This window comes from Mycobacterium sp. pW045 (assembly GCF_041287085.1).
Classification (GTDB): Bacteria; Actinomycetota; Actinomycetes; order Mycobacteriales; family Mycobacteriaceae; genus Mycobacterium; species Mycobacterium algericum_A.
In genome coordinates this window covers 245,033-258,159 of sequence record NZ_JBGGKU010000007.1, presented here as the reverse complement: position 1 = coordinate 258,159, position 13,127 = coordinate 245,033, and the positions used below count along the sequence as shown (strand labels likewise).

Below are 13,127 nucleotides of genomic sequence, written 5' to 3'. Positions count from 1 at the left end.
TGCCCAAGCGAAAAGCCACGAGGATTCACCATGACAGGTTGAGTGCGGTGGAAGGGACTGTTTTGGATCGACACATGAGCAAGGCGCGTTGACACATGAGCCATGATGACAACGTTCGCAAATTGGCTGGTAAATTCAGGCTTGATAATCGCTATACCAACTTTGGACCAGTGGTTCAATCGCTTGAGATCCGAGGGTTCAGGGGGATATCCGAACTTACGCTTGAGTTCCAATCGCCCATCACCGCTCTGTCTGGTCTGAATGGGACGGGTAAAAGTACGATAGCGCAGCTAACAAGTTGTGGATACCGCAAAGCGGTAACTGCCGCGCTGCAACGCTACTATATAAAGGGATTTCTTTCCGTTATCCGCGATTGACCCTACGCCATTTACTGACGACGCGCAGGTTATGTATTCTTATTGCGTCGAGCGCGGTGCTGATCCGCAAAGGGTTACCGTGAGTAGGCAAACTAAAGAATGGTCGGGATACAAGAGGCAACCAGAGCGCGCCTGCTATTATATCGGTTTCACCCAGTTTATACCTAAAGTGGAACGACGCGATCTTTCAATCTATGGTGCTCATCGGATTCAAGTGGGAGCATCGCGTGAGCTGTCGGCGGAGGCTGCCGGCAGTGTCGCAACAATTCTAGGATTGCCGTATGAAGAATTAGGGTTCACGGAGGTAACGCATTCAAACCGTACCACGGAACTTGCGGTAGCTACGCGTGGTGGTAAGCGATATTCCGAAAACCACATGGGCTTCGGTGAGGGCCGTGTGGTCTACATGGTGAACACCATGGAGGGTGCTCCGGCGCAGAGCCTGTTTGTCCTAGAGGAGCCAGAGACTTCACTGCATGGTGAAGCGCAACGCAGACTGGCAAGATACTTCGTCGACGTCGCACTGCGTCGCGGGCATCAGATCGTATTGACTACCCACAGTGCAGCGATCTTAATGGAACTCGGACGTGATTCGGTTATCTATCTCAAGCGACAGCCTGACGGGTTGATTGATGCGGTACCAGGCCTGAGTACGTATCAAATCGACGCGTATCTCCACGGGGATTCTCGGGATAACGAACGAGCTATGATTTGTGTCGAGGATGATTTTTCACGCCTTTTGGCGATCGAGATTGTTCGCAGATGCGACCGTGATTTACTGTCAGGGTGCCAGGTTCTTGGCGTTGGATGCGCTCAGAACATCGCGGCGGCAGTTGAATTACTTAAAAAGGCTCAGCTAAGGGCGGTCGGTCTTTATGATGGAGATATTGACCGAACGGCTATGAAAATTCCGCTGCCGGTGAAGGAGTTCGTTGGGGGTTTGCCGGGTGACGTCGCTCCTGAGAAGGTGGTGTTCAATTGCCCGGCGGTGGAGCAGCACTTCAAGGCGGAGCACGGTATCAGCGTTTCTGAGACCATTAGTGGCGTGGATGATCACCACAGTTACATCGGAGCTGTCGCGAAGAAATTGATGCTAGATGCCAGTTATATCTCCACTGAAGCATGTCGTGTATACGCTTCGTCGGCCGATGAGTCAACGTTCACAGAGATAGGTGAGTTCTTGAAGGGCAAGTTGGCCGATAGACGATAATCCTGCTCGATCGATCTTGGATAGCGGCCATCGGTTGGCTGAGTTTCTCAGGTCACTTCAAAACCCGATTGATCAAACTTCAAGGTCTTCGCATTTTCTGACACCGTCCGGATCTTGTTCTCGTCAAACCCGCCGGCATCGGTTGCTTCGATCTCGATCCGCACGGTGAGGTTGACGCCCTGCTCGCGTAGGTGGGTGATCACCTCGTCGGCGATGTTTTTGAAGTCTAACGCGATCTTGTCGGCGCTGAGGGTCTTGACACCGTAGAACCGTGTCGGGAACGCGATGTCGATCGGAGGTTTCGGGGGGCCAGGAGGTTCCGGCGGGCCGGGTGGGGGTTGCGTTTTGGGGCCAGGCGGCGGTTCATTTTCAAGCTGTTTGGCGGCGACATCCGGCCGCACCAGCAGCAACGAATCCGTCGCAGGGGGAGGGGCGGCCGTGTCATCCGGAGTCCACAGCCCAACGTACCGCTCAGCGACCTCGTCGTAGTTGGTGGCCAAAGCGAACGCATCGGTCTGCCAGATCATCGGCAGATCCACGATGCCGTGATCGAGTACCCGGCGATCCCGAAGCCGCGGCATGTACGGGTACTGGCAGTACAGCCCCCACAGTGCACCGAGCGAGACATGGCCGCCCTCCCAGATTTTCGGCACCTTGCCGATCGCCAGCCGGATCGTGCTCGCCGCCTGACGGGTGGAGAGGTCACCGTCGCTGCCAAGCCGGCGGGATACCCGATCGGCCAGGGACTCGGATTGGCCTTCGACCTTGGTCTCCCGAATCACGAACGGGGCACCCGGATCCGGCTGGGAGGGGATCAACGCCCAGGTGAAGGTCTGTAGTAGCCGGCCAGTAACAGTCTGATCGGCCTGGGCCTGGCGTTGAGTGGCCTGGTTTTTCTGGTTCTGGGTGAGGTCCAGGTCGGCTTCGTTGGCCAGAACGTGAGTCCAACCGAGGTAGTCGCGGGTTGCGTTGTCGAGCTCTTGCAGGCGCGTTTCGTCGGCAGCTAGGTAGACCAACATGTTGCGGTTGGTGCGGATGGCGGTACCCCGGTTCTCGGTAGCTTTGTGTGCGAACTCCTGAGCCGCCGAGTCGGTGTCGCGTTTGTGCGCCACCTTTGGGTGAAGGATCACCAGCCGAGCCTCCTCGGTGTCGGGGATGTCGGCATTGGTCTCCGGGCAGACATGCACCCCGGCGAAATCGCCGCGGGTGCGGGCCTGTCCTTGCAACCGGCGAATGATCTCGGCCCACACATCTTCTTTGTGCAGCCGGTCGGCCTGATCGCGCGCGGTGCGGGTGATGTTGGCCTGTAAGTCGTACCAGTATTTGCCGGACCCGGAGTAGAAGTAGGTGGCTCGGTCGGCGAGCTGGGTCAGCGCGGCATGGAAGTTGCCCGGCACATCCCCGGGCACGGCGGTGCCGAGGAACACTCGCTGGGTTTCCAGTCCCTTGTGGGCCGAGCCGATCGTGGGAGCGGCCCCGAAGAATACCGTGCGCGCCAAGCGCTTGGTGAGAGAGCGTTGCCCGAACAACGGCTTCTCGACGTCGATGCGCGCAGGCTCGGAGTTGGGCCCGTCGACGTCGGCGTCGATGATCGCCTTCCACGAATCTTGCAGATACTGGGTGAGTTCGGAGTTCACATTTGATGTGGCTAGCGGGATCGACCCTGGCATGATCAGCGGCGACGCGTCTTCACCGATCCATAGGGCGTGGATGACGGTACTCATCAGCCGCAGCACACCGCGGGTGCGCTGGAACCGCTCCAGCGATGACCACTGCTCGTAGAGTCGGTCGAACAACTCCGGGTGGATCGGGTAGGTCTGCTTGATCCGATCCTCGTAGGCGGTGTCGCGGGACTCGCGTGGGAAGTCGTCGGTGTATTTGCGGTACATGTCGACGTAGGCCCGCGCGGTGGCGCCTATAGAGGCGAGTGCCGACGCATCGGCTTGCTTGAACAGTCGCTGCCGCACGATCTGGTACGCCTCGACAGATGATGCTGGGCGCCACTGCTCGGCGACCCTGCGCACCACGTTCTGCAGCCGTCTCAGCGCCTCCAAGCCGTGTGCGCCGCCAACTTCTTCGGCGTTGCCGGCGACGACTTTGTCGCCGCTATCGCCGGTTTCGGATGCAGGGATCGAAATCACCAGCAGCACGCCGGAAGTGCCCTTGGCCGATTCGGTCAACAACTGTGCGAACGTGAACTGGTCATCGAAGGTGCCGCCCGCCAGGTCGTCACGGGCGACCAGTGAGCGGGCGTAGGCCACCCATTCATCGATCAGGATGACTGCGGGGGAGTACTTGGCCAGCAGCTCATGCAGCGCCTCGCCAGGGTGGGTGCGGTTGGCGTCGGCGGTCGCGACCAGGTCGTAGCCAGCCTTGCCGCCGAGCTGCCAGGCCAGCTCCCCCCAAATGGTGTTTACTTTGGTGCCGTCGTCTTTGACCATCCCGGATGGGCTGATGTGATTACCGACGATCGCCACCCGGTTGGTTCTGACACCCGCGTAGCCGTTGGCGGCCAGTAGTTCTTGGGTGTCCTGTGGAAACTCTCCGATCGGGAGTCCGCACGCAACATGCCACAGGGCGAGCATTGAGTGGGTCTTGCCGCCACCGAAGTTGGTTTGCAGGTTGATCACCGGCGGTGCGTTGTCATCGCCAGACAACCGACGCACGGCACGCCCGATTAGATCGCTCAGACCTTCAGTGAGATAGGTGCGACGAAAGAACTCGACTGGATTGGCGTAACCGGAGTCGTGCTCGCCGCCAAAGGCCACCTTGTACAGGTCGGCGGCAAATTCGGAGGCGGCGAAGTTGCCGGTAGCGACGTCGTCGTGGGGAGGGAGCACCTCGCGCCACGGCTTGAGCCCGGCGGCTGCAGGGTTGTCGACGGCGGCCTTGAGCGCTTTCTTGTCGTCCTTGTCGGCGGTGACGCGGCGCAGGTTGAGCCGGATCGCCTGCAACTCAGCCGCCTCGGCGGTGGCGTTGATCAACTTGAGCAGCCGCTCGCCGGTGTCGAGGGCACGGTAGGCGTCGTCATCGGTGAAAGTCCCGTTGTGTGCCCAGTTGTTTCGGACCTCGCGGAGCTCGATGGCGAATGATTCACCAGCCTTGCCCAAGGTCTTGGTGAACGGATACCAGCCCTTCTTGAACCCAGCGGTGATGTTCGACTCGGTCAGGATTCGGAACTGCATCTGCGGGTCGTGAGCGCTGTACGTTTTGGAACTCGACGCCCCGTCTTTGGCCTGCACGAGTTTCGGCCACGCCGCACCGAGCTCTGGGTCGCCCTGTCCGATCACTAACGAGATGAAGTCATCCAGCGGGGGGGCGATGATCTCGAACATCTTGTTGATGCGATCCCTATTGCTCAAGGCCATGTCAATCGTCCTCCAGACTTACATCGGCGGCAAATTCGTCCGGCTCGAACTGGGCCGAGTCCTCGTTGGCAAACCCTTCATCAATGTCGCGCTGCACGGTCTTGCCGATTGCGGATTCAACCAGCGTGCACAGTGACTCGCGACGGGTTCGGAAGTAGGTCTCGAAGTCGTCGGTGCGTAAGTGCTCGGCGGGAACGAGATGAGTGGCCAGCAGTTCGTCGAGTCGCCCAGCATCGACCTGTGCGCGGGATTCGATGACGGATAGGTACGACGACGGTGCCGCCCCGCCGATGGTCCGATTGGTTCGTGCGCTGATGGCTGTCTTGTTGACGATGCTGTCTCGATGCTCATTGTCGACGCCGTTGTTGTCGCACCACTTCTGCGGGAAGATGTGATGGATGTCGACCGCGAGATCGACATACTGGATTTTGTCGAGCGCCTTGTCCTCCATCCAGTCTCGCGCACCGCCGGCAAGGATAAGCGCAGCGATGCCTTTGTAAGCTGCCGCGTTGCGGGTGCGCAGGGAGTGCAGGCGCGATTCAACGAAGTTGGCGTCCTGGATGGTCCGCGGCGTCGGTTGCGTCTCATCGGTAGCCCACGCCGGAACACGCTCGATATCCCGAACGAACCGGGATTCGATTGCACCACCGTAAAGCTCGCCAAGCACACCGCACCAGTACCACCGGGCGAGACGTTCACGCACACCGATAAGATCCGCATCCATGCCGAGCACTACCTTGATGGCGGCGAGTGGAACCAGCTGTTTGGGATAGGGCACATCGCGGTGGGCGAAGATGTGTAGATCCGCCAGAAAAGTTGACGCCCAGACAAAAGCCTCACGCAGCGGGTCGCGCCACTTCAGGTAGTCGCTCAGCGTCAGTTTCAACACGTCCTCACGCTTGGCCGAAATTGCCGGCGGCCGATCGGATGTGTCGGCGAGATGGCGTTCGCGGGTGGCCAACATCGTTGCGGCCTGCAGAAAGTCGGTGTTCTCTACACCGGCTAAGACCGGGTACGCCGCCCATTTGAGTTGTGTTTCCTTCCAGTCGTCGTTCAACCGGAAGTCCTCGCCGGACTGCTGATAGTAATCGGCGTCACCGGCGAAAACCGCGGTGAGCAACTCGAACACGTTGAGTGGCAGGCCGCCGATATTGACCTTTTCGAAGACGGTGGCCACCGCTGCCTTGTCGGTGTTCTCGTCCAGCACGATCGCCGGGATGTCGTAGGTGGTGGCGGGTTTGATAAAGGCTTCGTGGAACTGCTTGCCCAACTCGCGGTCCGTGAGCTCCAGAATCCAGCTCATGTAGTCGCCGTAGAGCAGGTGTAGCGGGAAGTAGCCCTGCGAGCGCTGCTTGTCGTGGTCACTCAGATCGAGGTCAATGTCCTTGCCGAAGTTGGAGCGAACCACCCCATCAGCCGGGATGGAGATAATCGCCTCATCGACCTGGTTCGGATCACTCAGGGCGGTTTCCATGTGTATTAGGTAACGCCGGTCCAGCAGCCGGCCGCGGCTGTCTTTCGTCGCCACGGCGCCATCCCCGCTGAGAGCCTGGGTCAGCGAGGTGAGGCGCTGCTGACCATCGAGCAGGAGGAATTTCGCTTCGGTGCCGGTTGACAGCTCAACACCCTCAATGGCCCGGGGCTTGAACCTCACTTGCGCGTTTCCGGTCTTGAGTAGCATGACCGCGCCGAGTGGGTGTCCGCGCAGCACGGTCACCAGCAGTTGACGTATCCGTTCGTCTTCCCACTTGTAGCCGCGTTGGAAGTCTGGCAGCTGGATCTCCCCCGAGCGGGTCCACTTTAGGTACTCGCCCAGCTCGTACATTGGAGTCAAGAACCCCACGTCAGTCGTCCTCCTCGTCGAACTCGAATGAGCTTTGCTCACTGACCGGTTGCGCGTTTACACTCCGGGCCGCGTCCATGATTTCCGGCCAGCTGGTCACCAGCGTGTTGAAGGCGAGTGCATCTTTCGTCCACCCGTTGCCTTCGGCGATGCGGAACAACAGGTGCGCCAACTCCTTTATCCGATCGGCATCCACAGCGCCGTCGGTGCGGCCCAGCGCAGCCCCGAGGAAGTCACCCGCCGGTGCGATGCCGTCACGCTCCAGAATTTTGATGAGGTGGTGCAGCACTTCCCAGCCGCTGATGTCGGGGTCGGTGACCACGTCGTAATCCCAACTTAAAGCAGCAGGCTTGATCAGCTGCACTTTGCTGGCGCGAGATGTCAAGATACCCTCCCGCTCCATCGCGCCGACGCTGGTGTTGCGTGCACGAGCGAGGTTGTCGGCATCACCGAACTTGCCGACGCCGTAACCGTGCTGGCGGTACCAGGCGATTGCGAACCGTGTTGCGGCGACGAAATCGCCCTCCTGCTCGTTGAGTACTTGATCAAGAATCTCGTTGATGCGTGCAAGGGCAGAGCGCACCGACATCTTCGAGCCATCGGGCTCCAAGACGGCCGAATACCGAGAGAACACCGCCATACCCGGTCCAATCGCAGCTTGCGGCAAATCAACCGGAGCAATCGCGCCCTGCTGAAGATCTTTGAGTGCGCCTGGAAGTTCCGCCTTGAGAGTCTCGACGAATTCGCGCCGGTCGGTCCGTGGCGCATCGTGCGGGCGAGGGCGCAACGCCAGGACAATTGAGGAGGCGAGTGCATTGGTTTCCTGGCTGATGGACCGCCCCGTGCGCTCACTACGCATCGGCCAAGTTGCTGTAACTGCCCAACCTGAGCGGATCATCCCTTCCAGCAAAGTTTCCCAGCCAGTGGATGCCTCACCGATCTCGGTGGTTTCCGACTGCTTGAATGCGTAGTAGACGGCGATCGGGAAATCTGGCAGCGCTGTCTGACGCGCTCTGCGGAATACCTCGCGGAAGCCGTCTTCAAAAAACCTGTGAGCGCCGGCCTTACCGTCGTGGCGGTAGGGGTTGGCGACCAGTTCCTCGGCCTTGGGTACCAGCATCGTGGACAACAGGCCAGGTTGGATCGAACGCAGGGAGCGGCGCAGCCAGACGTAGAAGAAATCTGACAGGTCCGAATAGCCGATGTTGTCGTAGTACGGGGGGTCCGTCGAAAGCAACGCACCGGCAAGATCAAGTGACAGGGCTGACCCTTGCTGAACAGCGCCAACTGGCCCGTCGGTACAGCATGCCAACGAGCCGACCAGCATCTTCAGTGCATTGTGGAAGGAACCGGTGTTTTCCCCCAGGACGAGAACCTCGGCGAAGTCCCACGTCATCGGTAGTGCTTGGCGAGCAAATGTCGAGCTTGTTGATTCGCGGCTGACGTACCAATTGACGATCACTGAGTTGAGGTCTGCTAATTTGCTCGCGGTCATGCCCAGATACGTCGCAACAGCGTCGGCGTAGGCGGCGGCTTCGGAGCCACCGGCTTCGAGGCGGTCGCCTTCGGGCATGCCCGCGGCGCGGGCATCGGCGAGAATGCGCTCGCGGGCTTCGGTGACGAGGTCACTGAAGGTGGTGAGCGCAGTGAGCTGCCGCGGCGTGAAGAGGTCAGCGAATGTCGTTAACCCGTATGGCGGCGTCCAGATGTCCTTCGGGTGGTAGCCGAGTTCCTGATCTGGCACGCCGGCGGGCCGAGGGACGTCTGCAGCGGCCTCGTGTTCAGGTGTCGGCGCTAGGTAGATGCGGGTGCGGTTGCCTTCTGCGACGGTGGCCATCAACTGCGAGCCCATCCGCCCGGCTTGGCCCTCAGCCTTGATGTGATTACGATCGACGGCCGCCGCGCAGCCAATACAGATTGCGCCGGTTCGGTTGACGGTGCCGTCATTGTCTTTGGTGGGAGCGCCTTTGATGTCATTCCCGATATCGAAGTGGACGTTGCCGTCGACCACGGACGGCACGACATAGGCCTCTTTGCCCTTCTTCTTTCCCAGCCACCAGGAGCGCACCAGGGGCATGGCGATGCCGCAGGCGGGGTTTGGGCAGGTGACAATGCGCGCCCAGATCCAGGCGATCACGGTGGCCTTCGATCCGTCGGGCAGGGTGGCTTTGGGGTAGAGGTGCCCGATCCGTTTTTCGGCTTCGTCACGCATCCACTGCCCGTAGCGGCGCACATCCTCGGCCAGTCCGGTGGCGCGGGGCCACGGGTGTGCGAGTTCATCGGCTGCCACGTCGGGGGATACCGGTGCGCGGCCCGCGAACTTCGGCGGAATTTCGATGAGCGCCTTGTTGATTAGCACCGCTACCGGGTTGAGGTCCGAGGCGTGAGCTTCCAGTCCGAGTCGCTGCGCTTCCAGTGGGATGGTGCCGCCGCCGGCGAACGGATCGAGGATCGGCGGCGGATTTCCGTCGGTGGATTTCATGATTTCCGCGTGGGCGTCAGCGAGCAGCACCTCGTCTTGAATGTTCTCCCAGACGACGAGGCGCTCAATGATCTTGTGCAGCCGCTCGCGCTCCTTGCGTTGGAGTTCCTCGGTCGGGAATTCCTCGGGCAGCGAGGATGGATCGTCGACCAGCTGGGCGAACAGCACCGCCCGAGCGGCGGCCAGGGGACGGCGCGCCCACCACAAGTGCAAAGTCGAGGGGTGGCCGTGGCGGATCGACTTCTCTCGGGCCGACTCGCGGTTGATTGCCTCCAGCGGCAGCGCGACCTCGATCAACTTCCGCTTCTGCACGTATGTCCTCAACTCTCTCCGCTGGTGATTGCGAACCGTAACCGATCCGGTGGCTGGCAGGGCACCGGTCAGAACGGTTGCTTACCTTTGGCCCACATCCTGTTCCAGTCGCCGCGGATACCGGTGGCGGCAAAATCGCCCAGGTCGGTGGTGGCGAACGGGTCATCGAGGTAGCGGACCTCGTCGTACTGTGCGCCACGCGGGTCGACTTTGACTAGTGCCAGTCGATACCGGGGGACGGCGTTCTTGCCGGTCATCACCTCGTTGTGGGTGATGAAGAAATCGTTGGCGCCGGCCAGTCGGGCCTTCACCTCGATCCGGTAGGTGTCGCCGTTGGCGGCGGTGGACAGAATGTCGAAACCCTTGTTGGTGAACGATTGCTCAACGGGTTTGCGGCCCAAGTCATTCTCCCGCGCGAGCACCAGGTCGACACCGCGGCGCTCGACCTCCTTAGTCTCCTTGGCGTGCATCGGCGCGTTGGCCGGCAGGTCGGATTCCAGCATCGCCAATGGCAGCACCAGTGCTGCGGTCAGGATGCGTGGTGGCTTGGTGGACATCAGCATTTGCTGGTCGAGCAGTTCCAGGCGCTTGCGCAGACGCATGTCGATCTCGACGGCCTTGCGGTTGAGGCTGTCCGATGATTCCTTCGGCTTCTCCCCGGCGTGCTCTTTCTCCGAGGCGACCGCGGCATCCAGCAGCAGCCTGTCCCGCTCGCTTTCCAGCCGGGCAGTCACCAGCTGGCGGGTCTTGGTCAGCTCGGCGGTGCGGCGAGGTTGCACTTCAGCGAGATACTCGGGCAGTTGATGCGCGATGATCCAGCTGGTGGCGCGATTCTCGGCTTCGGCCAGCCACGGCAGCCGGCGAGCGTCAGCGACTACTTGCACGTCCGGTGCCGCAACGCAGTCCAGGTAGGGGGCCGGCCCGGCCGGCGTTACGGCGCCGAAGCTATCGACGTAGGCGTAGCCAAATCGGCGCGCCACACTGGCGCCGGTAGCGTCGGTCACTTCCTCGATTACGCCGACCAGCAAGTGCGGTTCCTCTAGCGTCGCCGAGACCAGTACGGTGCCGCTGTTGAGGGTGCCACCCAGCTGACGGGCGGCCTCGTCCATGACCGCATCATGCAACGGGTGGCCGGGGGCCAGCAGGTCGGCATGTGACATGGCGTCGCCTTCAATATGGGCGAGGTCGAAGGTGACTCGGTCGTATTTGGTGGCGATCGGCTGGTGCTTGCTGGCCCGGATGACGGCGGGCACGTTGGCGATCTCGTAGCGGCCCCGTTCACGTTTGGCGATGCGCCCGCCCAGCCGGGCGAAGGCCGCCTTGAACGCCAGCTCGATGTAGTGCGGCTGCAGGCGTCGGGCGCGCGCCTCATCCATCGCTGCCCGCAACGCTGCGAGATCGGCGTCGGCGAGGTGTTCGGACGCCAGCGCGCGCTCCGCGAGCAGCTCTTTGAGGCCCGTGGCGACCTGGTCGTCGATGACTTCGTGCATCTTGGCCTTGACTTCGGGGAGGTCCCCGTAGCGGATTGCATCCATCAGCAGATCCCGGAGCGGGGTGCCGGTAAATGCCTCACCGAGCACGTCGAAGACCTTGCCGCCGTAGGCCTTACGTTGCTCTTCGATCTTTTCCAGCAGCCGGGCGAACACGTCACCCTCACGGGTATTGGTGGCGACGAGGTTCCAGAGCCGGCACACGTCTTCCTGGCCGATCCGGTGGATGCGGCCAAACCGCTGCTCAATGCGATTGGGGTTCCACGGCAGGTCGTAGTTGACCATTAGATGTGCGGCCTGCAGGTTCAAACCCTCACCGGCGGCGTCGGTGGCGATCAAAATCTGGCAGTCCCGGTTCTTGGTGAACTCCTCGGTGATCACGCGACGATCCTTGCGGCGGACTCCACCGTGAATCGTCTGTACTGCTGTCGGCTTTCCGAGCAGGGATCGGATTTTCGCTGCAAGGTAATCAAGGGTGTCGCGATGCTCGGTGAAGATGATGAACTTGCGTGGCCAGCCGTTGCAGTCTGTGGTCAGTGCGTGGTCCTGCAGGATGCGGCTCAGCTCGGTCCACTTGCGGTCGGTGCCGGCGTCGCGGACCTGTTTGGCGATCTTGGTGAGCGCGGCTAGTTCCCACAGTTCGGCGTTGAGTTCCTCGACGGTCTGCGCGGCGGTGGCCGCATCCATCAGTTCTTCTTCGAGTTCCTCGATTTCTTCGGCGTTGAAGTCGTCGTCGTCAAGATCGCCAAGGTTGATCCGAGGTTCTTTCTCGACGTAGGTGCCGTTGAGGATTTCCTGTTTTTTGCGTTCCAGTCGCTCGCTGCGGCGCACCAGGCTCTTGTAGATAGCCTCCGGGCTGGACGCTAGGCGCCGCTGCAGGACGGTTAGCGCGAACCCGACGGTGTTCTTGCGTTTGCCGCCGACCCGATCAGCGCGGTTCATACCCTCTCGGACGTACTCGGTGACGTGGTCGTACAGGTCGTACTCTCCGGCAGTCAGTTCGTAGGGCACTGTCTCAGCTCGGCGTTCGGGGAAGAGTTTCTTCCCGTCGAATGTCAGCAGGTCCTCCTTGACCATGCGGCGCATGATGCCGTCGGTGTTGGCGGTCTTGGTGTTCTTGCCTTCGAAACGGTCCCGGTCTAGCAAGGTCAGGAAAAGCTGGAAGTCTTCTTCCTTGCCGGAGTGTGGGGTCGCGGTCATCAGCAGCAGATGACGGGTGGTCTTCCCGAGCAGCTCACCGAGCTGGAAGCGCTTGGTCTTCTCCAGCTTTCCGCCGAAGTAGTGCGCGCCCATCCGGTGGGCCTCGTCGACGATCACCAAGTCCCATTCGATCTCTTTGAGCTGGGCTTGCAGATCCTCGTTGCGGGAGAGCTGATCCATCCGGGCGATGAGGAGCGGGTGGGTGTCGAAGGCGTTGAGGTTGATGTTGGCGTCGATGAGCTGATTGGTCAGCAGGTCGAACCGCAGTCCGAACTTGAAGAACAACTCGTCCTGCCACTGCTCGACCAGCCCGCCCGGGGCGACGATCAGGCACCGTTTGACGTCGTCGCGCAGGATCAGCTCCTTGACGTACAGGCCGGCCATGATGGTTTTGCCGGCGCCGGGGTCATCGGCGAGTAGGAAGCGCAGCGGGGTGCGGGGAAGCAGCTCGCCGTAGACGGCACGAATCTGATGGGGCAGGGGGCGCACGTCGCTGGTGGCGACCGCGAGCATCGGGTCGAACAAGCCGGCCAGCGTGATGCGCTGGGCTTCGGCGACCAGCTTGAAGTCCGAGGCGTCGGCATCAAAGGGGCGGCTGCCGGTTTGTGCGACGCTGAGCTCACCTTCGCCTTTTCGGAACACGACTTGTTGGCCGAGGCTTCCGTCGTTGGTTTTGTAGGTCAGCTCCAACGCCTCGGTGCCGTGCCATTGAGCGGCGATCACGGTGACTGGTTGAGCCGGGATCAGTCCGTCGATCCGTAGCCCCGGCTTTAGCTCTTCCAGCAGCACGTTTCCTCCGAGGTAGACAGCGGTTGCACCGTAGCTGAGCGGTCCGACAATTCGCG

The 13,127-nt window shown here is 61.2% G+C and carries 6 protein-coding genes; 2 read left to right on the top strand and 4 right to left on the bottom strand.

The window, feature by feature from the left end; translation table 11 throughout:
* The first annotated feature begins 95 nt into the window (after positions 1-95).
* Positions 96-377 (top strand): AAA family ATPase, encoded by a 282-nt coding sequence (locus ACAG20_RS13860; RefSeq protein ID WP_370492921.1) that lies wholly within the window; start codon positions 96-98, stop codon positions 375-377.
* A gap of 79 nt (positions 378-456) precedes the next feature.
* A complete protein-coding gene (locus tag ACAG20_RS13855) occupies positions 457-1,587 on the top strand; it encodes an ATP-dependent endonuclease (protein ID WP_370492920.1) in 1,131 nt (376 codons plus the stop codon).
* 47 nt (positions 1,588-1,634) lie between these two features.
* Here ACAG20_RS13855 and ACAG20_RS13850 read toward each other — a convergent pair whose 3' ends face one another.
* From ACAG20_RS13850 to ACAG20_RS13835, 4 genes are all read right to left on the bottom strand, one after another.
* Complete coding sequence (locus ACAG20_RS13850) at positions 1,635-4,955, bottom strand: DUF499 domain-containing protein (protein ID WP_370492919.1); 3,321 nt, start codon at positions 4,953-4,955, stop codon at positions 1,635-1,637.
* Position 4,956: 1 nt separating this feature from the next.
* Positions 4,957-6,780 (bottom strand): DUF262 domain-containing protein, encoded by a 1,824-nt coding sequence (locus ACAG20_RS13845; protein ID WP_370492918.1) that lies wholly within the window; start codon positions 6,778-6,780, stop codon positions 4,957-4,959.
* A gap of 19 nt (positions 6,781-6,799) precedes the next feature.
* Positions 6,800-9,592, bottom strand: coding sequence for a DUF1156 domain-containing protein (locus ACAG20_RS13840; protein ID WP_370492917.1), 2,793 nt, complete (start codon positions 9,590-9,592; stop codon positions 6,800-6,802).
* 68 nt (positions 9,593-9,660) lie between these two features.
* Positions 9,661-13,071, bottom strand: coding sequence for a helicase-related protein (locus ACAG20_RS13835; RefSeq protein ID WP_370492916.1), 3,411 nt, complete (start codon positions 13,069-13,071; stop codon positions 9,661-9,663).
* Positions 13,072-13,127: the final 56 nt, after the last annotated feature.

What these genes read in the sequence shown, in the direction of transcription:
- ACAG20_RS13860 (WP_370492921.1), top strand. Translation starts at nt 96, where the DNA reads ATGAGCCATGATGACAACGTTCGCAAATTGGCTGGTAAATTCAGGCTT.
- ACAG20_RS13850 (WP_370492919.1), bottom strand. Translation starts at nt 4,955, where the DNA reads ATGGCCTTGAGCAATAGGGATCGCATCAACAAGATGTTCGAGATCATC.
- ACAG20_RS13845 (WP_370492918.1), bottom strand. Translation starts at nt 6,780, where the DNA reads ATGTACGAGCTGGGCGAGTACCTAAAGTGGACCCGCTCGGGGGAGATC.